The following is a 26,323-nucleotide window of genomic DNA, read 5'->3' on the forward strand; positions in this document are numbered from 1 at the left end:
GCTCCCCCTCTGCCTCGATGGCGACCTTCAAGCTATCTGTTGGCGGCCCCGGAACGGACATAGGCGGCGATTTGCGCAAGTTGCGTATTGCTCAGGCCCGAACCCATCTCCTTCATCTTGCCGGTCTTGAGCGTGCTTACGATCCGGTCCTGCGCGTATGCGGCGATCACCGGGATCGGCGGAGCGCCCGATCCGGCATTGGTGTGGCAGGCGGCGCAGCGTCCGTCGAACAGCGCCTTGCCCTGATTAGACGTGGTTGCGACCGCCGGGTGCTGGAGCTGCCCTGCTGGCAAGGCGGAACTGCGCAGGCCGAAGGCCTGCAGGCGATCGGTGCCCACCAGCACCATCCCATCGACCACGGCCGGCTCGTTGTACTTGCCCGAAGTGAACAGCGCATCCCCGCTTTGCCACAGCAGCTTCATGGTCCTTGCGTCGAATGCGTAGAGCCGCGATCCGGGGGCGTCGGGACGGTAGATGTCGACACTGCGGGGCACGTTGGTGTCCATGACCCAGACTACGCCGTTTGCGCCGCCGTTGCTGGACACCACCGGAGAGCCGGGGTTCTGCAGGGTCTGCGTCATCTCGCGCGCGTCGACCTTAAGGTAGGCCGGGCGGTTGCTGCCGATCACGACCTTCACGCGCACCAGACTGGGCGGGATGTTGGTGCCGAAGTCCGGGCCGGTCTTGGCGCTGCCGGCAAGATAGAGGAAGTGCTCGCCGCTGCGATTGCGAAAATGGGCCAGCGTGGCGCGGCTCTTGGCAGAGTTCACCATGCCGATGCTGTCCGAATAGGGGCCGAATACGACGACTGGCCCGCGTGAATGCAGTTCCGGCTGTGGATCAGGGGCCAGCAGGGAGCCGTCGCTGGCCGGATCGGTGCTGCAGGCGTGCCGTTTGTGCGTGCTGCCCGGCATGTGATCGCGGTCGAGCAGATAAGCGTTGCCCTGTTTTCCGGCGCCCAGCGTCAGCAGGTGCGGCGTCGTGGACCCGCTGCGTTCAAGGTCGAACGCCACCGCGCCGCTTCCTGCGATGTCGATGTCCGATGCGGCCGTCTGACAGTAGTTGAACGGAGAGTAAGTGCCGACAAGCTTGAGCCCAGCCCCGGCCTCATCGCGAAATTGCAGGATCGACTGGCCCCATGCGCCCGCTACTTCGGGATAGACGCCGGGGATGCCGCGCTTCTCAAGTGCGGACATGAAGCTGGCGCCTGTAGCGATGTAGATGCGGCCTTGCCTGTCGATCGCGGGGCCGGATGCACCCCACATGCCGCCTTGCTGCAAGTCTTCGCGCGGCATGGACGAGAAGGCGCTTGCGATCCGTGGCCGGCGCGTATCCACCGAGACGAGAAAGCCCTGAAGATCCGGGCCGAAAGCCACGTAAAGCCGCGATCCGTCAGCGCTGAGGTTCAGCGCGCCGCGCTGGTAATAGATTTGCCCGGCCACGAAATGGCTGGTGCCGTTGCGGTTCACCTCGGCCGTGACCGTGCGCGGGCTTGCGGTTACCGGCCAGCCGGGAACCTCCCGCCCGGTGCGCAGGTCAAGCGCGTGGATGTCCCAGATCCAGTCGCCACGGCAACTGGTGACGTAGAGGCGATTGGCGTCGCGATCGATGACGGGCGTGCTGAGGTTGCCGAACTGTCCGTCCTGACAGGGGGTGTCCGTCAGTTGCCGCTTCCATAGGATCGTTCCGGCAGGAAGATCGCGCCGCGTACCGGCGTGAATGGCGTAGGCATAGCCCGTGCTGGCCACGACGAAGGCAACCGGCAGGGTGCGATTTGCTTGAACCCCTTCAGCAAAGCGCAGCGCGCTGACGTAAAGGGGCGATGCGAAGAGGCGGGGCGGGGTTGCGCCATGGAAATCCAGCCTTGGCGATTGCCACAGTTCGCCGAAACGCTCGCTTGCGACCGTCATCGGGCTGAGCATCCGCTCGCGATCGTTCCAGCCTTCGCGGGCAGGATCGTTGTGGTAGGTCAGCTTGTCCACGCCTTGCGGGCTGCCGGTGTCGCAACCGCCAAGCAGAAGAGCCGATCCCGCAGCCAGACTTGCAAGGAATTGCTTCATGAGGAAATTTCCCGTGATTGATCGGCAGTCCGCAGGAGCGCCAGATCGCAAGAGCCCACGGCGGGTCTAGTGCGGGGGGCGTGCGCGCACCGACATGAATGGCAAGGGTCATCATCAGGCGGATAGTGAGCGTCGATATGGTCGACCCCGGCGCTGCGGCATGGACACTTGGATGCCTGTCAGCCGGAAGGGCCAAGCGCATGATCGATCGACGTGGATTTGCCGGAAGCGTTGCACTGGGCGCCGTTCTGGCATCGACACGGGCCTCGGCGATGACCGGTTTCATCACCCCGCCGGACACGGTCTGGACAGGTGGCGGGGTGGTCGGCCGCGCAGGCGGGCGGCTGCGCTACGTGACGCTGGGGGACAAGGGCACAGCGCCGCCCCTAGTGCTGCTGCACAAGCTTGGCGGTTGGGTGGCGGATTGGCGTGATGTTGCCCCGGCACTGGCGAAAGGGCGGCAGGTCATCGCGTTCGACCTGCCCGGACATGGCGCCTCGCACTGGCTGGGCACGCCGCCCGCAGTGCAGACGGTTGTGGAGACGGCCGGGCTGCTGCTGGGCGCGCTGCAGGAGATGGGGCTGGCGCAGGTCGACCTTGCGGGCACCTCACTGGGCGGCTGTGTCGCCGTGGCCATGGCCGCAATCGCGCCAGAGCGTGTGCGCCGGCTGGCTTTGCCGTCATGCGTGCTGGGGCCTGCAAGCACGCAAGAGCAGGTTGCAGCCAAGGAGGCGGGACAGGCTTCGATGTTCACGCCGGACGGCGATCCGCTGCCGGTGGATGCCGAGGTCGCGCGAGGCGTGTTCGGCCTGATCAATGCCGAGCGCATCGGCGCGGAGCAGAACGCCAGCCGCAAACAGGCAGGACGCTGGATCAGGCCGCACGAACGCGGTGTCGCCTATACCGATTTCGTCTCCTTGATGCGTCGGGTATCTGCCCCGACTCTGCTGCTTTACGGAGAGCGCGACGGTTTCTTCCTGAAGTACCAGGCCGGCGCGGAGGCGGCGTTTCGCGATGTTCGCAGCATCGTCATGTCCGGCGTCAGCGGCTTTCCCGTGCAGGACAATCCTGTCGACACGGCCCGCGCAATCGACCGTTTTCTGGCCTGATCCGGCGCGGTTTGCTGGTGGGAACGACTCGAAATCGATGTGTTGCAAAATGGCAACGAAACTGAAATCTTTGGCAATAATTTAGAAATGTTCTTTGAAACCGTCGGACCGGGGGTCCAGAGGGCGCTCCCAGGGCGTCACCCTACACGCCCGTAGCGGCATCCGCCGCGCTTCCGGCAGGCTTGGTCACACGGCTTGTCGGCGGTAATGGACAAGGAACGCAGACTTGAAGACCCCCCCCAAGAAGGCCGCGCTGCGTAGCGCGACCTGCCTGACGGCATTCGTCATGATGTGCGGCGTGGCCCACGCCCAGGATACTTCCGCAACGGACACCAGCGACGAGAACACCATCGTCGTCACCGGCTCCATCACGCGCAATCCCGCGGCCGCCACGGCATCGCCTGTGGTTTCCGTGACTGCGGATGACCTTACCAAGCGCGGCATCACCACGGTTTCCGACGCCCTGCAGTCGCTGACCGCCAACAACGCCGGCACGATTCCGGCCAGCTGGTCGGCCAACGGCTTTACCACCGGCGCCACCGCGCCTTCGCTGCGCGGCTTCAACAACGCCTATACGCTGACCCTGTTCGACGGCATGCGCACCGCGTATTACCCGCTGGCAGACGACACTCAGCGCAACATCGTCGACATCAATTCGATTCCCAGCAGCTCGGTCCAGAGCATCGATACGCTGCTTGACGGCGCTTCGGCGACGTATGGTTCGGACGCGATCGCCGGTGTGGTCAACGTGATCACCAAGCGTCAGGTCCAGGGCCTGCACCTTGATGCCTCGATGGGCATCTCGCAGCGCGGTGACGGTGCCGAGCAGCGCATCAATGCCACTTACGGCTACGGCGACCTGAACGAACAGGGCTTCAACATCTACGCCAGCGCCGAGTACCAGCACAACGATGCGACGTACCTGCGCAACCGCAAGGGCCCCTGGGGCACCGCCGACCAGAGCAGCATTTGCGGCACCGCCGAGCAGGGCTGTCTGAACAACAGCATCCGTAACGGCATCCAGGCCGACGGCAGCTACAACGGTTTCCAGTCGACCACCGTGAACTTCGGTCAGGCGACCCAGACCACGATCGACGAGAACGGCAATTACGTTCCGGTCTATGGCAGCATCACGGATGATGAAGGTAACACGCGCAGCGCGTTGCTCTATTCCGGATCGTATCAGCTGCTTAACGCGGCTGCTGGCTGCGGCAATCTGACCGCCGCAACGCTGACGCCCGAACAGCAGGCTGTCGGCCAGAACAAGTATGATGGCGGCCCGACCGTCAACAATGCGCCTTCTGTGGTCTGCCAGCAGGATCTGGTCCACGATTACAGCATGTATACCGCGGAAACCACCCGCAAGGGCGCGTCGCTGCGTGGCACCGTCAAGGTCGGCGACAACGCCGAAGCGTTCATCGCGTTCAACTACTACAACGTGAAGACCGCCAATCAGAACAACAACTCCTCGTGGGCGGGCCAGACCGCGGCGGGCGGTGACGTCGTCGCCGTAACCAACGTGTTCCTGCCCGTTTACGTCTGCCCGACCGGCACTGCTTCGGTTGTCGGCGGCAACCTTCTGGCAACCGGGTGCAACGCGTCCAACGGCACGCTCAACCCGAACAACCCTTACGCGGCGCAGGGTCAGCTGGCCCGTCTGAGCGGCATGCCCGATCAGCCGCGCCGCACGTTCACCGATGCCAAGACCTACCGCGTCGCGGCCGGGATCAATGGCAGCTTCGGCGATGGCTGGGATTACTCGGTCGGTGCGACGGCGTCCGAAGTTACGCTTGACGTGAAGAACACCGGCTACATCTATCTCCAGGGTCTGGCCGACGCGATCGCGCAGGGCACTTACAACTTCGTCGATCCTTCGGCCAATTCGGAAGAAGCACGCCAGCAGGTCTTCCCCGACCAGAACAAGCGCGCCACTTCCAAGCTCGCGCAGGTTGTCGGCACGCTCAGCAAGGACGTGTTCGAACTGCCGGGCGGCATGGTCAACGTCGCCGTCGCGGGCCAGTACCGCTACGAGTCGATCGACAACCCCAGCTCGAACGCGCCGAACAACGAGAACCCCTACGCCCGCTACTACGGCATCAATGCCGTTGGCGTGGAAGGTCATCGCAACATCTGGTCGGCATCTTACGAAATCGCCGTGCCGATTGTGGACCAGTTCCGCGTGAAGTTCGACGGCTCCTACGATCACTATTCGACCGGCCAGAAGAACTTCTCGCCCAAGTTCGAGGCGGAATTCCGTCCTGTCGATCAGCTCAAGCTGCGCGGCACGTTCTCGAAGGGCTTCCGCGCCCCGAACCTGAACGAATCGTTCCAGCTGCCCGCAACGGGCTACCAGAACTCGCAGATCGTCTGCAGCGACGAACTGTATGCTGCGTTCTGTGCCGCTCACAAGAGCAATCCGGCCTATTACGCAGGCACGTATTCGCCGGGTTCGACCAATTCGGGCAATCCCGACCTGAAGGCGGAAAAGTCCACCTCGTATACCCTTGGCGCCGTACTGCAGCCGACGCGTAACCTGACGTTTACGCTCGATTACTGGCACACCAAGATCAAGAACCTGATCACGTCGGTCAGCATCGGCGATGCGATCGCGCAGTATTACGCCAATGATGGCGTGGTGAACCTGCCGGGCGTGACCGTGATTCCGGGTCAGGCCGATCCGCAGAACCCGGATGCGCTGCCGCTGCTCGGGCAGGTCGTCAGTTCGTTCAAGAACGACAATGCCATGCTTGGCTCGGGCATCGACTTCTCGGCCGATGCGCGCGTGTACCTCACCGACAAGCTGACCTTGCAGAGCAAGGCGAACGCTTCGTACCTGATCCGTCTCCAGCAGGAGAATTCGGACGGGTCGGTGTGGCGCTATGACGGGTCGCTGGGTGGTTGCAACCTGACCTCGTGCTCGGGCGCGCCGCGCTTCCGCCTGACCTGGCAGAACACGCTGGACTTCAACAACAAGGGCAGCCTGACGCTGACCGCCAACTACACCAGCGGTTATTCGTCGACCTCGGCGGATGCCGGTGGCGTCTACAAGGATTGCCAGGCAAGCGGCACCGCAGGCCAGCTTCTGACGTATGACAACGGCGATCCGGTGCAGTGCCATGCGAAGGCAACCTTCGATCTGGACGCACATGGCGAAGTAAAGGTCGCGGAACAGTTCCGTCTCTACTTCGACGTGTTGAACGTTCTGGATGGCAAGCCCAAGTACGACCCGAACGCAGGCTACGGTCTGTATCAGTTCAACCCGGCATGGCAGGACCGTCTCTTCATGGGCCGCTACCTGCGCGTCGGTGCTAAGGTCGATTTCTAAGCTTTGATGAGGTGACCGTTCCCATCGCACCCTGAACACAGGAGGCGATGGGAACGCGAAGCGGGGCCAGGGAAGAGTGTCCCTTGTTCCTGGCTCCGCTTCGCAACTGCCGATCTGGCCAGGGTGCCTCGGCTTTCGTCCTAACTGGGCGTCATCTTGCGCATCCGCATACGAAGGACTTCATGCATTTGTTGAAGGATCGTGCGATCCTGCCAGATGTAAAATGCAAAATACGTCGCGGCGCCTGCAGGCAGCCAGAAGGCGATTGCGTAAGGCGGCGCAAGCTGTCCTGTGCCCATCGCCATACCGATAGTCACCACGAGGACCATCACGGCGCTGCTGCTTAGCGCGGGCCAAATGCTTCCCAGCACCTCACGGAACCGAATACCAACGTGCTTGCGCAGCAAGGCGAAACTGTATGGAAGCACGATGTAACCTCGTGCAACACCGGTAATCAGCATGGCTTGCCACCCCAGGCGGTGAACGGCCACCGCAGCTGTCAATCCCAGGATGATCTGGGTGGATGTCCATTTCAACACCGTGCGGGAACTTCCGGTTGACGTGATCGCGGCGACAATCAGGTTGTTGATCTGAGATGCCACGACCGCGCAGGCGAATATCCGGATCGCATCCGCCACGGGCGCCCATCCAGGCCCGAATACGATCGCAACGATGGGCCGCGCCAATGCCAGAGTACCGAAAAACGCCGGGAACATGATGAATGCCGACATGCGGCTAAGGCGCAGATATGTCGCTTTGAGCATGTGATGATCGTGGGCTGTTCGCGCCATGATCGGCATCGAGATCTGCTGGAACGGGGTGTATGTGATCTGGTTCAGCACTTCCACGATGCGTGATCCCGCACGGATGAATGCGACCGCGATCGGGCCGACCAGCATTCCGGAAATGATTTCCGCGCTGCGGATATTGATCTGGTTCAGTGTGCCCGCAATACCAAGATGCGCTCCAAAACGAACCATGTCCCGACACGTCGCCCATCGAAAGCGCAGCTGCGGCGTCCAGCGAGTGGATAGCCAGACGCTGATCACCATCGCGATCGATGCTCCTATGCGCTGGCCGACGAGCGCCCATACTCCATAACCGGCCAATGCCAGAGGCAGCCCAATCATCGCTCCCGTCATGGCGGCGGCACAGTTGCGCATGGCAACGGATCGGAAGCGCAACTCACGACTGAGCCGGGCTGTATGGATCGCGCCAAGCGGCGTGATGCCAAAGATGGATGCCAGCGCAATCAGGATGGGGCGCAGTTCCGGCTGTCCGAACAATCGCGCGATCAACGGCGCTGCAATGATGGTGCAGGCGCAGAACATCGCGCCGCAAGCAAGATTGGCCCAGAACGCGGTATCGGCATCTTCGTCTGACAGGGAATTGCGCTGGATAACGGCTTCACTGATTCCGGCATTGCTGATCAAAAGTAGAAGGTCGATGACCAGTGCCGCCAGGGCCACTAGCCCAAACGCCGGGGCGCCAAGCAACCTTGCCAGAACGGCGAAGGTAACGAAGCCCAGAGCCTGCGTGCCGAGGCTGGAAGCGGTAGACCACAGAAGCGGACTGGCGATGCCGGGCCGATGACTGGTCATCGGAATTCGCTTTCCAGGTCATGCGGCGCCTTGGCAGGATGATTATGTTTCAGCCAGGAACTGAACTCCGCATGGCAAGCGTCAGGGGAAAAATACCGATGCGCTACTGCCAGCGCGGCTTCGCCTAGTGTGTAGCGCAGTCGTGGATCTTCCAGCGTTATCACTGCATTGATGAATGCGTCTGCGGTGTCGGCCTGCAATACCGCACCGGCGCATTGCTGCTCTACGCCCTGAACAGTCGTGGCTGTGGCGATCACCGCCTTGCCCTGTGCCATCGCTTCCACAAGTTTGACCTTGAGCCCGGACCCGAAGGTGAGCGGCGAGATGACGATCCCCGCTGTACTGTACAGATCCGACAGATCATTGACTGTCCCGTGAAATTTGGTGCCCTGAGGGCCGCCCAACGGAAATGCGGTTGCTACGGATCCGGCGATATCGAGCGTGGTGGAAGGTGCGCGCGATTGGAGTTCCGGCCACACGTTTTCAAAAAACCATTCCAGACAAACGACATTAGGGGCCGTGTTGCTGCCCACGAACAGCAGGCGTCCGGTTGTTCCCGGCTGTGGGGCGTCAATTGCGGCGACCGCGATCGGGGCGAGTATCGGCTTTGTTGACGGCACGTTTTCAGCCACGAAACGGGCTTCGTCCGGTTGGATCGCGATGACGGCATCGGCGCGCGTCAGCAAGGCGATTTCCCGTTCCCGATCAAGCAAATCCACGGAATCACGGCCACCCGCGCCAGCTGTGCGCGTATGAAAAAGATCATGCATTATGATCGCGCTGGGGCGGCCGGGCAGCAGGTCCAACGCCTCAGCCTGATACGCATAATCCGCGATGACGATGTCGGTGCACTTGCCGGCATGGCGGCTTACGAACCATCGGTCGCTTCCGGTCCAGGGCGTTGCTATGGAATAGGGGCGGGGGCGGTCTGCCAGCCAGTTACCCGTCAGTCCGACGCGTTGCGCAAATCGCCTGAGCCCGGCCAGAGCTGCATCGCGAAAGACGCTGGGATCAAGCGACACGATCCACGATCCGAATTTCCATACCCCGCGAACTTTGTGCGTTTTGAACACCTTCATTTCCGGGCGCAGCCGTATAATGGGCCAACGGCCCATCATGTCAGGGGAAGGTTGCAGCAGGTGCGGTTCGAACCCCGCGCGCTTCGTCGCTGCGGCTAGATCCAGCAAGTATGCGCTGCTGCCGTTCGTATGACCAACGACGCGCTGGCGGCTTAGAAAAGTGACACGTCCTTTCACCTCGGGTGCGCTTTCTTCCCGGCGCCTCTCAAGAGTAGTGAACGCATTTCTAATTCGCAGGCGCATCTTGGGCTTTCCCCCGTAGCATGCAGGAGTTGCTCGGATTAGATGAAATAGTCTGTCGCCGGAGAACATTGTCGCTCCCCGCCCGTTATGCAGGGAAATTGCTGGCCGGAGCTAATTCTAAAGCACGCCGAGTCATCAATTTCCGAAAATAAATCTGCAAAATATTGTCAATTTTCATGATAAAAATTGATATTGTTACAATAACAATTACACATATAAAAAACTTATTCAAAAATATGCCAAATTGCATTGCTTCTATTAGGTGCTTGATGGGTGCATGCACGCCATACAGGGGGTAAGATATATTTCCGAGCCATTCTGCCGCAGCCGCGTTTCGGGGCGACAATGTTGAAGCTGCACCAAGCATGACAAGCGCAGGCGATGCGATCGTAACGAATAGCAGATCGTAGCAGGCGCGGAGGATTCCGCTGAAATCTGTAGCAAGCAGGGCCATGCAGACGATGATGATCGCGGGGGCGGGAACGTGGGGAATGTGCGGCATCCATCGATTTCGGGTGCCGTGGATCAAGATCCCAAGCGGAAATGAAAATGTAATTCGAGATAGCGCTACGGGCCAATCGCCTAATACAACTCCATGATCCAGATCGCCGAAAGCTATGATTGACAACGAGAGCGATATAAAACCAATCGCAGTAAATCCGGTCGCGTTTGGCAATATTCCCGATAATAGGATGCGTCTTTTCTGAGATAATCCTAAGGCGTAAGCCCCATTGGCAATTAGCTCGTAAAATAGTGACCACGCTGGCGGATTGAAAAGAAAAATTCCCCACGGCACAAATATATTCGGCAGCAGCATCAGGTTGGCGGGCAGACCTGTGGTGATAGCGAATAGGCCAGGGGCGCCGTCGAGCTTGAGCACTGTTTGTACCAGCGCCAGAACGAACCCGATAAGAGTGCCAATGGCAATCACGGGTTGAAGGCGTACGAAGCGAGCTGTCATGAACGCACGAAATGTCAGCGTTTCACGCAATCTGGCTCCATAAGCATGAGCGATGACAAATCCGCTGAGAAGGAAGAACAGGTCCACTGCCAGATAACCGCTGGCGAACACGTTTTTCCCACCGTCGGGAAGCCCTGGAACTGACAGGCTGCGTAAATGGTAGAACAGGACCGCGAACGCTGCCGCCCCGCGGAGCGCGTCCAGTGCAGGAAAGCGTTCGCGGGGCGCCGCTCCTTCAGTCGACATAGTAGCCCTTGAATTTCTTGTAGTAGCCGAAAGCATCGGTCAGCCCGGCGCTGGCAAACTCCTTGATATTCACGCGACTAAGGGCGACCCCTCCTACCCTGCTTCCGCTTTGCGCGAGCAGGTCAAGCGTGGTCCGTACAGCTTTTACTGAAGTGCGGCGCCAGCACGCGACCACAAGCGTGCAGTCGGACAGCCGGGATATCATGCGTGTTTCCGCAACGCCGAGCACGGGGGCGGAATCTATCACCACAATGTCGAACCGCTGTTTCAAATCAGTAATCAGCGCGGCCATCGTACTTTCGGCAATGACATCGTCCGGGCTGCGCGGGCCAAATGTCGGCAGGATGTGCAACGTGGTCCGATCATCCTGGATCAGCGCCTCCTCTATCGAGGACGAACCGTCCAGTACACGAAACAGACCTTCGGTTTCGCGGGAGGGCCGAAAAGCGTTGGATGTGGAATGATGCCGCACGTCCGCGTCCACCAGAACGACGCGTCGTTTGCTCATGGAGAGAGCCCGCGCCAAACACATTGACGTCGTTGACTTGCCCTCTCTGGGAAGCGCGGAAGTTATGGTGATTACTTGGGTCCCGTTATCTGCAGTCATCAGACCGAGGTATGTGGCCAGGTTGCGCATGCTTTCCGTGAACAACGACATAGGGCGCGTCGCCACGTAATCCTGGGGCGTGATGCCGCCTACTTTCGCGCGCGTTGCGGAAGACAAGGTGGGAATGGCCCCCGCATAGGTTGCCCCGAGACCCGTTTCGATATCGGCGCGTGTCGACACGGTATCTTCCAGATATTCTGCCACAGCCGTGGCGACCGAGGCGATCGCAATGGCCGCGAAGAATCCGACAAGCGCAGAAAGAAGATAATTGGGCGACGCGGGCAAGTCCGGTGCACGGGCCATCGAGGCAATGGTTGCGTCGGCGTTAGGTAACTCGCTGGCTTGCGCCGTTTCTTTCGCGCGGGTCAGATAGGCACTGTAGATCGCCCGGCTGGCTTCTGCCCGGCGTTCCAGTTCCAGACGCCCGACTTGCGCGGAGCTGTTTTGCGCGAGCGCCCCTTTTGCCTGTGCACGGCTTGATTGCAAGGACGCCAGTCGCGATGCTGCGATCTGCACATCACCGCGCAGTCCCGAGACGATGCGCGCCAATTCGGCTTCTAGCTGGCTGCGGATATCAGCCAGTTCGTCGCGCGCCTCGGCAACTTCGGGATGCAATGCGCCGTATCTGGCATCAAGTTGTGCCAGACGAGCGCTGGCCTGTGCTTCCTGTTGACGTAATTGCCGGACCGTTTCCGACGCCAGCGCGCTGCCGATGTCCGCACCACCGCCGCCCCGTGCGATCTGGGCCTGGGCTGCACCGAGCTTGCCACGCTGTTCCGCGAGCTGGGCCTGAGCATCGGCAATCTGGCGGTTGAGTTCGGATACTTCCTGTTCGGCCATCGTCGCGCCCTGAGCGCTCATCAGGTTGTTGCGGACCATGTAGGTCTGCAATGCCGCGTCGTCAGTAACAGCCTGCCGCCGCAGGGCAGAAGCTTGCCCCTCAACGTATCTGGCTGATTGGCTGCTGCTGGCCTGCTTCTTTGTCTTGTCCAGCTGAATATATCTGCCGGCCAACGCATTCGCGATTTTTGCGGCCTGTTCAGCGCTGGTCGAAGATGCAGATATCTCCACCAGATATGTCACCCCGATCCGGCGCACCAGAGTGTGGGTGAGAAGCCGGTTAACCGCCAAGCGTTCCCGTTCAGCCTCGGACGTATTGCCGGTGCCGCCGAACTCTGCCGTTTTTGCAATGCCAAGGTGGCGCACGACGTCCAGTGTCAGCGTTGGCGAGCGGATCACTTGTACGGCAGTATCGATCAAGTTGTCGTCAGCGGGGGCCACGAAGCCGCGATCGTTGACTTTCACCGGTTCCGCTTCGCGCGGTTGCAGCAGCAGTGCGCTGGTTGCGGTGTAGCTGCGAGGAAGAAGGGCCAGGACGACGGCTGTCAGCGCGATCGTGGCAAGAAAGGTGAGGGCAAAAACCCATCTGCGGCGGAACAATAACGCCGCTATTTCCGAAGAATCCGGAAGTAATCTGGCGGTCGACGCCATGGTTATTTCGTCTGCGGCGGCGTCATGGTTCCTGTTGCTCAAGACGTTGCTCCAAATAGGATCATGTAGACGTTGAGGCATTTGGGCTGATGCATAAGCATGCCGCCTGTAAACGTTACTGATGCCTTACGGGTAATGCCGAAGCGCCATCCATCTGGGAACAGAAGTTCCCTCCATTCTGGCATGGAGACCGGGGGTTTTAAAATGGAATTGGATCAAACTCCGCAGGCATCGGTCGCTTATCTGGTGCATGATCTGACCGATGCTGCCGTGTGTCGCAGGGTTGATCTGCTTATCGGGGAAGGGTTTGTCGTGAAGCTTGGGGGCTTTCGTAGACATGCGATCACACGCCATGCTTCGCTGGCAAATAGCGTCACGGATTTGGGGCAGACGAAAGACGCGCGTCTGGGGCAGCGCATTGCTGCAATCCTGCGGCATATGCTGGCCCCCGCTGCGATCAAGGAACATTGTGCCGGATCATCGGTGATCGTGGCGCGCAACCTTGAGATGCTCGTGCTTGCATGGCGGGTTCGAAAACCGGGCCAGCGGCTTGTTTACGAGTGTCTGGACATTCATCGTCTGATGCTGGGGACCGGGGGCAAATCCCGGCTTCTGCGCAAGTTGGAGCGGTGGCTGCTTGTGCGCACGGATCTTGTGATCGTCAGTTCTCCTGCATTTGCTGACCGCTACTTCCGGCAGAAACAGGGCAGGCGTGATCATGTGCTGCTGGTTGAGAACAAGGTCGCCGCCGCGCAGGCCCGCAAGGCCCCCCTGCCGCGTGCAGACAATGATGCTGCGATAGTGGTGGGCTGGTTTGGCATGCTGCGGTGTAGGCAGACTTTCGAGCACCTGGCACGGTTGGTCCGGGAATCCGGCGGCAGAATTCAGGTGCTGGTCGCGGGTATTGCCAGCTCGGCCGAATTTCCTGACTTCGCCGCAGAAATCCGTGAGGTCGCCGGAATGACCTACTCCGGGCAATATGCGGCCCAGGATCTGGGCGCGCTTTATGCGGCTGTCGATTTCGTCTGGGCGATCGACTATTTCGAGGAAGGCCTCAATTCAGCCTGGTTGCTGCCTAACCGCCTTTACGAAGGTCTGGCGCAAGGGGTGGTTCCGATCGCGCTCCGAAACGTCGAAACCGGCCGGTGGCTGGCACGGCATGGTGTCGGTCTGTTGATCGATGATGCGGGCAAGGATCTTCCCGGAAAGCTGATTACGCTGTCTCCCGAAGAGCGGCGGTCCATGCGTTTGGCGATCGCTGCATTGCCTGAGGAAGCGCTGTATCAAACCGGCAGAGAACGGCGTTCCATCGCCCGAGCCATAGCGGGGTAAACGGATGATGGATCGTCGTACCGGTTCGGACGTGCTGATTGTTGTGCCTTGCCTTAATGAAGAAGCGCATTTGCCGGGGCTGCTGGCCGACCTGTTGCGGGACGCTGGCGATGCGCTTGTTGTGGTTGCCGATGGCGGCAGTGTGGATCGCAGTCGAGAAATCGTCAGAGGTTTTGCAGATCGGCACACCAACCTACGCCTTCTGGATAATCCGAAACGGATACAAAGCGCGGCGGTCAATCTGGCCGCATGCAACTATGGGGCGGGTCGCCGCTGGCTGGTGCGCATAGATGCCCATGCCGGCTATCCGGAAAGGTTCGTCGAACGTCTCGTTTCTGCTGCTGAAGACAGACGGGCAACTTCGGTTGTGGTGCCCATGCATACGCAGGGAAGCAGTTGTTTCCAGAGATCCGCGGCTGCGGCACAGAATTCATTGCTGGGCACTGGCGGCGCGGTGCATCGCCATCCGGGGCGGGGGCAGTGGGTGGAGCATGGACATCATGCGCTTTTTGACCTCACACTCTTCATGGCCGTGGGAGGGTATGACGAGGATTTTGCAGCCAACGAAGACAGCGAGCTTGATCGCAGGCTATTGGCTGGCGGGGGAAGGATCTGGATCGAGCCTCAGGCTGCGATAACCTATCATCCCCGCGCCACTCCCTCTGCCTTGTTTCGGCAGTATCGCAATTACGGCAAGGGCCGCGCACGCAACCTCAAGCGGCACCCCGCTCCGGTCAAGCTGCGTCAGATGCTGCCGATCGGGGTTGCCCCGGCGATCGTAGCGGGAACCGTGGGGCTGATCGCTGCCCCATGGCGGGCCGAAGCCTTGTTTCTGGCCCTTCCGGTCTTGGCCTGGGTCACGGGTTCGCTACTCGTCGGTGCGCTGCTGGGCCTGCGGTCACGGTCGGCCTGCGATGCCTGCGCCGGCGTGGCCGCGATGACCATGCATGCAGGCTGGTCTCTGGGCTTCGTTGCAGAGGTGCTGAACGGATGCCGTCTCCCTTCGTCGCCTTTGCCATTGAAGTTCTCAGACCCGCCTGTGCGTGAACATTCGGAACAGATGCCCCTGATCGCCGCTGTAAACGGATGAGCAGTCTTGTTATTTCCGCCATCCCGCAGCGCGGGCGGCCTGTTCCTGCGCTTCATCAAGCGGTTCTCCGGCGGCCATAGCCTGCGCGGCGGCCATCAGATCTTGTTGGGCAGAGCCCGCCTGACGGTATTCGCCCGATTGCGCTTTGTCGCTTGTCGCAGTGCGCTCCAAGATCCAGTTATCTTGGTCCTTGCACGCGATTCCCGAAGTGGCCCCGGCATCATAGACGCGGCAATAGCCGCCGTCGCCTAGGCGGAAGCTGGTGAGGATGCGCATCTTGCCGCTCTCGTTGGCAGAGGCAAGCCGTTCGTCCAGCCCTCTCGACAGCATTCCCGTCGCTACAAGAGCACCTTCCGAGGTCACGCGAACGCCGGTGTCCTGGGTACGCATGCCAAAGAACAGGCCAAGCGCCAATGACGCGGCAATTGCTGCCCCCGTGCCCCACCATTTTGGCAGGACGAACCGGGGGCGGGCGGCAGCGCGCGCCTGCTGCTGGCGGCGGGCACGGGCTGCCGTGAAATCGAGGATCCGCGCGGGTTGGGGTGACGCTGGTTCGGATAGCGCTGGTTCGGGGGATTGGGCATCGCTCATCCCCGCCTCGGTATCTTCGGCAGCTGCGGCGGCGATCGTCAGCGTCAGGCTTTCGGGCATCGTCTCGGTAAGCACCGGGTCGAGGTGCCCGCGCAGCAAGGCGCGCAGGCGCTTTTCCGCATCGACCCTAACGGCAAGCGCCGGGTCTGCCGCGATGGCTGCGCCGATACGTTCGGCGTCGGGCCCGGTCAGTTCGCCGTCAGCATAAGCGGCCAGCTCCTCTTCGCTCACACTCATGCGATTTCTCCCAGTTCGCGCAGCAGCGCTTCCCGGCCCCTACCAAGACGCGAGGTCAGCGTACCTTGCGGCACGCCGATGATTTCGGCTGCCTCCTTGTAGGCGAAGCCTTCGACGAGCACGAGCATCACAGCTTCCCTCTGCTCATCGGGCAGGCGGGCCAGCGCGCGGCCCACATTGCCGATTTCAACGAGGTTTTCGGCATCCTGATCGCCGGGTCTGCCAACGTTGGTGCCTTCCTCTTCACGGGTGAAGGTTTGCGCACGCCGCGTCCTTGCCCGTATTTCATCGATCCATTGGTTGCGCATGATCCTGTAAACCCAAGCGTCGAGCCGCGTGCCGTCCTGCCACGACTGACGAGACTTGAGCGCGCGCTCTACGGTCTGCTGGCACAAGTCGTCCGCGTCGGCCGCATCACGCGCAAGGCCTCGCGCGAAGCGCCGCAGACGCGGCAACAGGGCGGTGAGTTCCTCGCAGAAGCGGTCGTTGCTGGTCGATGCGTTCATCGAAATGTCTTGTCCGCAGGATGAAACGGATCGACTGCCGCGTTTCATCCCTGAATGCCACGAAATTTTTGCTATCGGACTAGAGTGATGAGACACCGCACGCATTTTTTCACAGGGGTCACCGCATTGCTGATGGCCGTACCTTCCGTGCCGGCTGCGGCACAGCTTGGTGGAGGGCTTCCGGTGGACGTGCCGGGCACACTTGGCCGGGTGAGAGACACGCTGGGCGATATCGCGGGGCCTGTGATCGAGCCGGTGGGCCGGGTAGTCGATGATGTCCGCTCGCTCGCGCGTGACCGGGCCAGACGACTGACCCGCTTGGTAACGGATCACGCGGATCGGGTCGAATGGGATGACCGGCGCCAGCCTGCGGTACGCGGCGAAGTTCTCTTGCTGGATCCTGACGAGTCCGCGCTCGAAACGGCGCAGCAGCGGGGTTACAGCCTGATCGAAAGGGGGGCGCTTGAAGGGCTGGATGTGCCGTTCGCGCGGCTTGGCGCGCCTTCCGATGTGGCTTTGAGCAAGGCGGTGCAGGATCTGCGTAAGGCGCTGCCGGGTCGTGAAATCAGCGCTGACCAGTTGCATTTTCCATCGGGCAAGTCGGAAGGACAGGCGGACGCAGCCGTTTCCACGGCCCTGCCGCGCGGGGGGACGGTTGGGGTGATCGACGGCGGCATTGCCGGTGCGACACGGCTTTCTGCGCAGCGCGGCTTTGCGGCAGGGGCACCCAGGGCGAGCAACCACGCCAGCGCGATCGGGTCTCTGCTGACCGGTGCGGGAACGGCGCGGATATACGGCGCCGACGTATATGGCACAGATCCCGCAGGCGGCAATGCGCTGGCAATCGCCAAGGCGTTGGGATGGATGCAGGCGCAGGGGGTGCCGGTGGTGTCAATCAGCCTTGTCGGGCCATCGAACCCGCTGCTGGCGCGCGCGGTGGCAGCAGCGCAGGGCAGGGGAATGATCGTGGTGGCTGCAGTGGGCAACGATGGTGCTGCTGCTCCACCGGCCTATCCCGCCTCCTACCCCGGCGTGATCGCGGTAACCGGAGTCGACGGTGCGGGGCGTGTGCTGATCGAAGCCGGACGCGCATCGCATCTCGATTATGCAGCGCCGGGTGCCGACATGTCGGCGCTGGTGCCGGGAAAGGGGCGCCAATCGCTGCGCGGAACGTCCTATGCCGCGCCGCTGGTCGCGTCGCGGATCGCGGCGCGGCGGGCGTTGTCGACAGGTGCGGCAGAGGCGCTGAAAGCCGCCGATCTGGAGGCTATCAAGGGGCCGCGCCGGACCGGGCGGGGCGTTCTTTGCAATATCTGCCGGTCGGGCCTCTGAAAAGAATTTACGAAAAACTTCATCCCCGGCGGATGAAATCTGAACGGGCATCCGTTCCTTCCATCAGACACCCCAAGCGGGGCGAACGACAACAAGGAAGGAGCAACACCATGAACAAGCTCTCAATCGGGACCGCAATTGCAACTCTTGCCCTTATCGCTGCACCGGGGATGGCCAATGCCCAGTTGCTGGGCGGCGGCGGCGGACTGGGCGGCGCGCTTGGCGGCGGCCTTGGCGGATCGCTGGGTGGCACGATCGGCGGTGTCGGCAGTTCGATCGACGGGACCATGGGCGGTGCGGGCGACATCAGCGCGTCGCGCGCAAGCCGCAGCGTTTCGTCACGTGCTTCGGGCAATGCCAGCGGGCGGGCCAAGAAGACGGTGAGCAAGCCTTCGGTTTCGGCGCCGGATACCTCTGCAGTGACAGGGGCGGTCGAGGGTTCGCGTTCGCAGGCAAGCGGTCTTGTAGACTCAGCCCGGTCGATGGCGGGTAGCGGCGCTGCAACGGGCTCCGGCTCGGCAACGGGATCTTTGACGGGTTCGGGCGCGAGCGGTTCGGCTTCCGGTGCGGGTGAGCTTGCCGGATCGGGCAGCTTGCCTGACGCATCGGGCCTGACATCGCACGTTGCCGGGGCCGCGACGACCACGGCGCAGGCTGCAGGTTCGGCTGCGACCGAAAAGGCGCAGGCGGTTGGCGGCAAGGCCCATGATGCAGCGGCAAGCGCTGCAGACAGCTCGGTTTCGGGTTCGGGCAACGGGTCTGCCAATGCACAGGCCGGCAAGCGCAGCGCGAACGTGACCGGATCGGGCAGCGGCTCGGCTTCGAAGAACGGCGCGAACGGATCGGTCAGCCTTGGCGCAAGCACTGCGCGCGACCAGTAAGTTTTTCCGCAAGGTCAGCCTTCGTCAGAAAGGCGTCCTGACAACCGCCGCGTCGCTTCCATCCCCCCACCGATGACACGGCGGCCTGCGCCCTCGGGAGAGCCCACTCGCTCCCGAGGGCGTTCTCATGCCAGCGTTTATGCTGCAGCGCAGATGGTCACCGGGATCGATTTGTAGGCAGGCGTGCCGCTGGCGGGATCGTAATCTTCCAGCGGGACCAGGCAGTTCGCCTCAGGGTAATAGGCGGCCAGCGATCCGCGCGCGATGGCGTGGCGGACCAGAGTGAAGCCTTTAAGCGTGCGCCCGGCCGGAGTGGTGACGTCCACCTTGTCGCCCTCCGCCAGCCCCAGCATGGCAAGATCCACTTCGTTGGCGAAGATCACGTCGCGGCGGCCAGTGACGCCGCGATAGCGGTCGTCGAGGCTGTAGATAGTGGTGTTGTACTGATCGTGGCTGCGGATCGTGGTGAGCAGCAGCGGGCGTTCGGCCTGATCCTCAACGTGGGGGTGGGCGATGAACTGCGCCTTGCCGCTCGGCGTCTTCCAGGTGCGGGTGGCAGGGCCGATGGTGAGGCGAAAGCCGCCCGGTTCGCGCACGCGGCGGTTGAAATCGCGGAAGTCGGGATAGACGGCCTCGATGCGATCGCGGATGCGGTCGTAATCGGCGACAAGCGCGGTCCAGTCTACCCGCGTATGCGGCATTGCCGCCTGCGCCAGCCCGGCGACGATGGCGGGCTCCGAACGGACTTCGGGGCCGGGAGCCTTGAGCTTTCCGCGCGATGCGTGGACCATGGACATGCTGTCTTCCACCGTCACCCACTGCGGTCCCGCATCCTGCACGTCCAGTTCCGTTCTGCCGAGGCAGGGCAGCACCAGCGTTTCCTTCGCCGTCAGCAGGCAGGTGCGGTTGAACTTTGTGAGGATGTTGACCGAAAGGTCCAGCCCGCGCACGGCGGCGAAGCAGGCTTCCGGGTCGGGCATGGCGACGGCAAGGTTGCCGCCCAGCGAGATCAGCGCCTTCGAATGCCCGGCGCGCATGGCGGCCAGCGCCTCGACCGCGTTGTGGCCGTGATGGCGCGGCGATGCGATGCCGAATGCGGCGTCGAGCCGTTCCAGCATGTCCTCGGTCGGCAGTTCCGTGATGCCCACGGTGCGGTCGCCCTGCACGTTGCTGTGGCCCCGCAGGGGGCAGATTCCGGCGCCCTCCTTGCCGAACATGCCGCGCAGCAGCAGCAGGTTGGCGATCGCCTGCACATTCTGGGTTCCGTGCTTGTGCTGCGTGATCCCCATGCCGTAGCAGACGATCACCCGTTCTGCCTTCATGTAGACTTGCGCCATGCTTTCGATCGCATCGCGGGTCAGGCCCGATTCAACTTCGATCCAGTTCCAGCTGGTCGCGTCAAGGTCGGCCCGGAGCGCATCCAGCCCTTCGGTGTGCTGCGCGATGAAGGCGTGGTCGAGGGCGTCGGCCTCGACCACCAGCTTCATCATGCCCTTCAGCATCGCCATGTCGCCGCCGATGCGGACCTGGTGATAGGCCGATGCCAGCGGGGTCGAATGGGGAGAGAGCATTTCGGTGGGATGCTGCGGTGACTTGAAGCGTTCGAGGCCGCGTTCGCGCATCGGGTTGGCGACGATGATGGGCACCCCGCGCTTCGATGCGGCGGCCAGTGTCCCCAGCATGCGCGGGTGGTTGGTGCCGGGGTTGTGGCCGATGCAGAAGATGGCATCGGCATGATCGAAATCTTCCAGCGTCACCGTGCCTTTGCCGATGCCTATCGACTTGGGCAGGCCCGTACTGGTCGCCTCGTGGCACATGTTGGAACAGTCCGGGAAGTTGTTGGTCCCGAATTCGCGCGCGAACAGCTGGTAGAGGAACGCCGCTTCGTTGGATGCGCGCCCTGAACAGTAGAACTCTGCCTGATCGGCGTGGGCAAGCGCCTGCATCGATGCCCCGGCGCGGGCGAAGGCTTCGTCCCACGTAACCGGCACGAAGCGATCGGTTTCGGCATCGTAGCGCAGCGGTTCGGTCAGTCGGCCCGCGTCCTCAAGCTGGTGATCGCTCCAGGACCACAGTTCGGTGGCGGTGTGACGGGCGAAGAAGTCGGGATCGACGCGCTTTACGGTGGCTTCCCAGGTGACGGCCTTCGCGCCGTTTTCACAGAATTCGAACGAAGAGGTGTGGCGCGGATCGGGCCAGGCGCAGCCGGGACAGTCGAACCCGTCGGGCTGGTTCATCTGCAGCAGCGCGCGCGTGTCCGGGCTAGCCTTCATCTGTTCGCGCACAGTGCGCGCCACTGCGCGCAACGCGCCCCAGCCACCCGCCGGGCCGGTGTAGTCACTGATGCCTTCGGGGCGGTTCTCGGGGTCGCGTGTTTCGCTCATGGCTCTCGTCTCGCAGCAGGTGGCGCGGATGGGTTAGCACCTTGCGCCGAAAAATCCGACATCACAGGTGTATGCTTTGTGCGCGTATCCGGTTGCATGCTGCGCGACGAAAAGGCAGCGGTCCTAGAGCCGGAAGGTCAGGTAGGCGGCAGCGTAGAACAAATCCCGGCCCGGCTTGAACTTCTCCGAAACATCGCCGTAGATCGTATAGAAACCCAGTGTCGTGAACGGGTTTAGTGCGTAGCGTCCTGCCGCCGTCGCACGCTTGCCGAAGAAGCGGGAGTCCGTCTCGTTACCCTGGCGCAACACTGCGCCGCCCAGCGAATAGACGCCATCGTGGATCGAGGTGCGCCACAGTCCCGCGACAGAGAAGTCCAGCGTCAGCTTGCTGCTCGGTTGCAGTGACAGCTGCGGCTGGAAGATCGTCAGGTTATGCGGCCCAAGGTCACCGTTGTAGGTGAGCGGCTTTGGGAACAACGGCGCATATGTGCCGATCTTGCCATCGTTGGGATTGCGATCGCCTGAGCCGACATCGACCCGCAATGACAGCTTGGGTTTCCATCCACCCTGCCAGCCGTAGCCGACCGTTCCGGTGACGTAATAGGCATCGATATCGAGATCGCCGAAAGAGCCCCACTGCCGGATGCCTTCGACGTCGATGCTCCACGCGTCGGCCTTGCCGGCATAGCGCAGCGACAGGGTGCGGCGCTGGTCGCGCGCGGCGGCTTCGCTGTCGAACGCAAGGCTGGCGCGGTCGGAGGACACGAACAACACTTCCGCGCGGCCGGTGCGCGGGCCTTCGCCAAAAGTGCGTCCGGCGTGGAAGCCGGTCAGGTCGTAATCGTGGTTGGTCTTGTCATCGAAAGTGCCCAGCTTTTCGAGCACCGCATGGCCGGTCAGGAAGCCGCCGTCCCACTTGCCCATGCTGCCCATCACGCGCAGCAGGTCTAGCGAGCGGCGGGTATTAGCGCCTTCGCGCATGTCGAACACGGTCTGGTTGCCGATGCCGATCTCCTGGCGCCCAAGGCGCGCGGTGATTTTTGCGGGGCCGACCGGCACATGTGCTTCCACGAAGGCCTGATTGAAATCGAGGCGGCCTTCCTCGATCGGGGCAACGACGGAATCAAGGCCGGTGCTGGTCGCATGTTCCAGGTCCACGAAGGCGCGGAACAATCCTTCCACCTGAAGATCGCCCCAGACGCGGGTGCGCTGCTGGAAATTGCCGTCGTCATCCTGCGGGCCGCGTCCCCAGCGTTCGCCGATACGCAGTTCCGGGCGCAGGCGCAGTTCGCCGCCGAGGGTGGCGTAAGTTTCCCCGGCGATCGGGATGTACTTGAGGCGGGTCCACAAGTTGGCATCGCGCACCGCGCGGAAGCTGGAATAGTCCTCGTCATGGTTGATCGGCTTGAACGCGGGCTTGGGCGGTTTCGGGCGGTTCGGTGTTTCGGGCGCGGTGGCCTCTACCGTAGCGGGGGCTTCTTTCTGCGCTGCATCGGCAGGAAGCGCGGGAGTGGGCGCCTGTGCGGCGGCGGCGGTCAGGGCGTGCGCCATGATCTGGAACATCGATATTCTCCCGTATTGTCGTTTGTCGTTGGATGCGGCGGTCAGGTCGCCGCAGCGCGCGCCGGTCTGGCAGCGAGGGTCTGGAGCAAGTGGACGGCCAGCCCGAACACGAGCCCCCAGAAGGCCGAGCCAAGGCCCGCCAGCGTCATGCCCGATGCACTGACGGCGAACGTGACGAGCGCGCCGTCGCGGCCGCCTTCCGCGCGAAGGGCTGTGCTGAGCGAGCCGGAAACCACTGGGAACAGTGCAAGGCCCGCCAGCGCCGCGATCAGGGTCTTGGGCAGGGTCGCAAAGAGGGCAAGCACCGTTGCGGCGAAGGCCCCGAATATCAGGTAGGTCACACCGCCCGCGATCCCGGCGATGTAGCGCTTTGCCGGATCGGGATGCGCATCGGGGCCAAGGCAGATCGCGGCGGTGAAGGCCGCAAGGTTTAGTCCGTGGCAGCCGAAAGGGGCAAGCAGGATGGAGCCGAACGCGCTTGCCGATACGATCGGGCGCGCGGCGGGTTGGTCATATCCGGCGGCGCGCAGCACGGCGATGCCGGGCAGGAACTGGCCGGTCAGGGCAACGACCGAAAGGGGCAGGGCAATACTGGCCGTGGCGGCCCAGTCGAAATGCGGCGTGGTCCAGACCGGAAGGGTCAGGCGCGGCGTGCCGATCGCGCCGGTCAGCCCGCCCTCCAGCATGGTCACGGCCACACCCGTCAGCAGCACTGCCACCACGGCATAGCGCGGGGCTATCACGCGTCCGGCAAAGAAGGCTGCGATCATGGCGATGACCATGACCGGCGCAGATGGGACGGCGCCGATCATGTCGATCACGAAGCGAAACAGGATGCCCGCCAGCATCGCGGCAGTGATCGCGGCAGGCAGGCGCTTCATCAGCCGATCGAACGCGCCCGATGCGCCGACGACCAGCACGGCAATGTTGGCCACGATGTAGGCGCCCACAGCCGTCGCGAAGTCGGTCTGCGGCAGCATCGTCACCAGCAGGGCAGAGCCGGGTGCGGACCATGCGACCACGATCGGCACCCGCCAGCGCCAGCTCATCGCAATGCCCAGCACGCCGCTGCCGATCGATATTGCCCAGATCCATGAGGCGACGACCCCCGGTTCCAGCCCTTGCGCCGCCTGGAACACGATCACCAGCGGTCCTGCGTAGGATATGGTGGTGGCGATGATCCCGGCGATGATTGCCGGGATCCACGAAGTCTGCCGCGTGGTCATGGTCATCCGTTCACGCCGCCAGGGCGTAGGTTTCCCGGACACGCTGCTGGCGGCGGCTTACCATGTAGAGCGCGGTCGCCAGCACCGAGATGAGGCCGGGGATGGCAAAGGCGATGAAGTTGAGCGCCATCGGCAGTTGCGCGGCCAGCAGCACGCCGCCCAGCATCGGCCCGACGATGGCGCCGACGCGGCCCATCCCCGATGCCCAACCAAGGCCGGTAGAGCGCACCGGCAGGCTGTAGAACTCCGCGACGCTGGCGTAGAGCAGGATCTGGGTGCCGGTGGTGCCGGCTCCGGCGATGAAGATCAGCAGGTAAAGCACCGGCATGATGCTGTTCAGGCCCAGCAGGGCAATGCACAGCGCCCCCAGCGCGAAGTAGGCCATAACCACGCGCGGCAGTCCGAACTTGTCCGCAAGGCGCCCGCCCGAGATCGCTCCGAACATGCCGCCGAAGTTGAGCGCGAGCAGGAACGACAGGCTGGAGCCAAGGCTGTACCCGGCGCTGCGCATCAGCTGCGGCAGCCACGATCCCAGCGCATAGACCATCAGCAGGCAGCAGAAGAAGCACAGCCACATCGACAGCGTGCCCAGCGTGCGACCGCCGCGGAACAGTTCACCTACCGATGCGCGCTCGCCGGTGGCCTCGTGATAGACCAGTGCGCCGCCGCCGGCCGCTTCGGGCGAAAGGCGCTGCAGGATCGCGCGGGCCTTGTCGTGTTCACCCTTGCGGATCAGGAAGCCGACCGATTCCGGCAGTCCGCGCAACACCAGCGGCAACAGGATCAGCGGTACGGCGGCGGCCAGGAACATCGCCTGCCAGCCGAACGCCGGCAGCAGCCAGATGCCCAGCCCGGCAGCGACCATGCCGCCCACCGCATAGCCGCTGAACATCAGCGCGACGAGGGTGCTGCGCATTCGCTTTGGTGCATATTCGTTGGTCAGCGCAACCGCATTGGGCATCAGTCCGCCGCAGCCCAGGCCCGCAGCAAAGCGCAGCACACCGAACATCGTGGGCGTCGTCACGAAGCCGCACAGGAACGTCGCGGCGCTGAACAGGGTGAAGCACAAGGCGATGCAGGTCTTGCGGCCGATCCGGTCACCCAGCGGTCCGAACACAAGCGCGCCGGACATCATGCCGAACAGCGCCCAGCTTGCCAAAGAACCGGCCTGGGGCGCGGTAAGATGCCATTGCTCCATAAGTTGGGGAAGAACTACGCCATAAATGAAAACGTCGTATCCATCGACTATAAGCAGGATGGCGCAGGCAATTATTATCTTGAGATGCAGATTTCCGAATCTGGCTTCGTCGACAAGTCGACTTACATCGATATTGTGCATATCGATTCCTCTCCCGTTTCACATTGCGTGATTTGTCGGGAAGGTGAATGACCTGTCGGGTTTCAACAAATACCAATTAAGTCGTTTGCAAATACGCTGAGGGTATGGGCAGAGGTCAAAGCTCCTCGTTCAGTGCGGCGGGCACGTCGTAACCCCATTGTGCGTACTGGTGCGCGATGACCGAGGCCATGAGCGCCAGTTCGGGCGAGCGGTCTCCCGGGCGGTGGCTCATGATGATGGGGGATGTCGCGGGTTCCACCAGATCGCGGAAAGCCACGTCATGGCTGCGCGCGCGGCGGACCGATTCCGGGACGATGGCGATCCCTTCCTGCGCGGCGACAAGGCCGATGGCGATCTGCAATTCGCGCGCTTCATGGATGATGCGCGGTTCGATCGAATGGTCGCGGAACAGCGATATGACCTGGTCGGCGTAGCTGGGCCGCGGTGCGCGCGGATAGATGATCTGGGGTTCGTCGGAAAGTTCGCGCAGCGAGATCGGCCCTTCGCCATCTGCCAGCGGGTGGTCCATCGGAAAGGCGGCGACGAGCTTTTCGTTGCGCAGGATGATGCGCCGCACAGCCGGGTCTTCGAACCGGATGCGACCAAAGCCGACGTCGATGCGCCCTTCCTTCAACGCGGCGATCTGATCGAGCGTGGTGGCCTCGACCATGACGAGTTCGACGTTTTCGGCCACCTTGCGGAATTCGCGGATCAGTTCGGGTAGGCGGGCGTAGATGGTGGAGGCGACGAAGCCGATCACCAGCCGTCGGCGCCGGCTGGTGGCGGCCGATTTCACCATGGCTTCCACGTCCTCCATCCGCGCCAGCATCTGCAGCGCCTGCGCATGAAGCAGGCGGCCGATGGCGGTAAGCCGCAAAGGCCGGCTGCTGCGATCGAGCAGCGGCGCGCCCACGTGTGCTTCAAGCTGCTGGATCGCGCGGGACAATGGCGGCTGCGCGATGTGGAGCCGCTCTGCTGCGCGATTGAAGTTGCCTTCCTCTGCCACGGCCACAAAATAGCGCAAAAGGCGCAAATCCATCACGGCATTATACCTTTCAAGTATCGACCTGTAACCGCATTGATCTTTGCGACGGCTTTCGGGGAGTCCTAGATTTCTCCT

General features: G+C 62.6%; 18 protein-coding genes. 6 read left to right on the top strand and 12 right to left on the bottom strand.

The window, feature by feature from the left end; genetic code table 11:
- Positions 1-32 precede the first annotated feature (32 nt).
- Entirely contained in the window at positions 33-2,060 is a 2,028-nt protein-coding gene (locus A8V01_RS19700) for a c-type cytochrome (RefSeq protein ID WP_103098025.1), read from the bottom strand.
- A gap of 200 nt (positions 2,061-2,260) precedes the next feature.
- On the opposite strand from A8V01_RS19700, the gene A8V01_RS19705 reads away from it, so the two are divergent.
- Together A8V01_RS19705 and A8V01_RS19710 are read left to right on the top strand one after the other, a co-directional pair.
- Positions 2,261-3,169: an alpha/beta fold hydrolase gene (locus tag A8V01_RS19705; protein ID WP_170066006.1), complete on the top strand. Its 909-nt coding sequence runs from the start codon at positions 2,261-2,263 to the stop codon at positions 3,167-3,169.
- 226 nt (positions 3,170-3,395) lie between these two features.
- The gene (locus A8V01_RS19710; protein ID WP_103098027.1) at positions 3,396-6,494 is read left to right on the top strand and encodes a TonB-dependent receptor plug domain-containing protein; all 3,099 of its coding nucleotides are present in this window, start codon (positions 3,396-3,398) and stop codon (positions 6,492-6,494) included.
- A gap of 140 nt (positions 6,495-6,634) precedes the next feature.
- Here A8V01_RS19710 and A8V01_RS19715 read toward each other — a convergent pair whose 3' ends face one another.
- The 4 genes from A8V01_RS19715 to A8V01_RS19730 form a co-directional block, all read right to left on the bottom strand.
- A complete protein-coding gene (locus A8V01_RS19715) occupies positions 6,635-8,095 on the bottom strand; it encodes a lipopolysaccharide biosynthesis protein (RefSeq protein ID WP_103098028.1) in 1,461 nt (486 codons plus the stop codon).
- Positions 8,092-9,417 carry a glycosyltransferase gene (locus A8V01_RS19720; RefSeq protein ID WP_170066007.1) on the bottom strand — a complete coding sequence of 442 codons (1,326 nt, stop codon included), beginning with the start codon at positions 9,415-9,417 and terminating at the stop codon, positions 8,092-8,094. The genes A8V01_RS19715 and A8V01_RS19720 overlap by 4 nt, the downstream gene beginning before the upstream one ends.
- A gap of 85 nt (positions 9,418-9,502) precedes the next feature.
- Entirely contained in the window at positions 9,503-10,624 is a 1,122-nt protein-coding gene (locus tag A8V01_RS19725; RefSeq protein ID WP_170066008.1) for an acyltransferase family protein, read from the bottom strand.
- Positions 10,614-12,764, bottom strand: a complete 2,151-nt coding sequence (locus A8V01_RS19730) for a GumC family protein (protein WP_170066009.1) — start codon at positions 12,762-12,764, stop codon at positions 10,614-10,616. Before A8V01_RS19730 ends, A8V01_RS19725 begins: the two co-directional genes overlap by 11 nt.
- A gap of 162 nt (positions 12,765-12,926) precedes the next feature.
- On the opposite strand from A8V01_RS19730, the gene A8V01_RS19735 reads away from it, so the two are divergent.
- Both A8V01_RS19735 and A8V01_RS19740 read left to right on the top strand, forming a co-directional pair.
- Positions 12,927-14,054, top strand: coding sequence for a glycosyltransferase (locus A8V01_RS19735; RefSeq protein WP_170066010.1), 1,128 nt, complete (start codon positions 12,927-12,929; stop codon positions 14,052-14,054).
- A gap of 4 nt (positions 14,055-14,058) precedes the next feature.
- On the top strand, positions 14,059-15,144 hold the full coding sequence (locus A8V01_RS19740) for a glycosyltransferase family 2 protein (protein ID WP_245892735.1): 1,086 nt from the start codon (positions 14,059-14,061) through the stop codon (positions 15,142-15,144).
- 9 nt (positions 15,145-15,153) lie between these two features.
- On the opposite strand, the gene A8V01_RS19745 is transcribed toward A8V01_RS19740, so the two are convergent.
- Positions 15,154-15,972 (bottom strand): anti-sigma factor, encoded by an 819-nt coding sequence (locus A8V01_RS19745; RefSeq protein ID WP_103098033.1) that lies wholly within the window; start codon positions 15,970-15,972, stop codon positions 15,154-15,156.
- Positions 15,969-16,478, bottom strand: coding sequence for an RNA polymerase sigma factor (locus A8V01_RS19750; protein ID WP_103098034.1), 510 nt, complete (start codon positions 16,476-16,478; stop codon positions 15,969-15,971). The genes A8V01_RS19745 and A8V01_RS19750 overlap by 4 nt, the downstream gene beginning before the upstream one ends.
- Before the next feature lie 132 nt (positions 16,479-16,610).
- Here A8V01_RS19750 and A8V01_RS19755 point away from each other — a divergent pair, with 132 nt between their 5' ends.
- Positions 16,611-17,810, top strand: coding sequence for a S8 family serine peptidase (locus A8V01_RS19755; protein WP_245892736.1), 1,200 nt, complete (start codon positions 16,611-16,613; stop codon positions 17,808-17,810).
- 110 nt (positions 17,811-17,920) lie between these two features.
- A complete protein-coding gene (locus tag A8V01_RS19760) occupies positions 17,921-18,691 on the top strand; it encodes a hypothetical protein (RefSeq protein WP_103098036.1) in 771 nt (256 codons plus the stop codon).
- Between the two features lie 137 nt (positions 18,692-18,828).
- On the opposite strand, the gene A8V01_RS19765 is transcribed toward A8V01_RS19760, so the two are convergent.
- From A8V01_RS19765 to A8V01_RS19785, 5 genes are all read right to left on the bottom strand, one after another.
- Positions 18,829-21,075, bottom strand: a complete 2,247-nt coding sequence (locus tag A8V01_RS19765; protein WP_103098037.1) for an FdhF/YdeP family oxidoreductase — start codon at positions 21,073-21,075, stop codon at positions 18,829-18,831.
- 123 nt (positions 21,076-21,198) lie between these two features.
- Entirely contained in the window at positions 21,199-22,638 is a 1,440-nt protein-coding gene (locus A8V01_RS19770) for an alginate export family protein (RefSeq protein WP_103098038.1), read from the bottom strand.
- A 41-nt stretch (positions 22,639-22,679) separates the two neighbouring features.
- The gene (locus A8V01_RS19775) at positions 22,680-23,870 is read right to left on the bottom strand and encodes a benzoate/H(+) symporter BenE family transporter (RefSeq protein WP_245892737.1); all 1,191 of its coding nucleotides are present in this window, start codon (positions 23,868-23,870) and stop codon (positions 22,680-22,682) included.
- A gap of 4 nt (positions 23,871-23,874) precedes the next feature.
- Positions 23,875-25,203, bottom strand: a complete 1,329-nt coding sequence (locus tag A8V01_RS19780) for an MFS transporter (RefSeq protein ID WP_103098039.1) — start codon at positions 25,201-25,203, stop codon at positions 23,875-23,877.
- Positions 25,204-25,318: 115 nt separating this feature from the next.
- Positions 25,319-26,242: a LysR family transcriptional regulator gene (locus tag A8V01_RS19785; RefSeq protein WP_103098040.1), complete on the bottom strand. Its 924-nt coding sequence runs from the start codon at positions 26,240-26,242 to the stop codon at positions 25,319-25,321.
- Positions 26,243-26,323 lie beyond the last annotated feature (81 nt).

This window comes from Novosphingobium guangzhouense (assembly GCF_002896965.1).
Classification (GTDB): domain Bacteria; phylum Pseudomonadota; class Alphaproteobacteria; order Sphingomonadales; family Sphingomonadaceae; genus Novosphingobium; species Novosphingobium guangzhouense.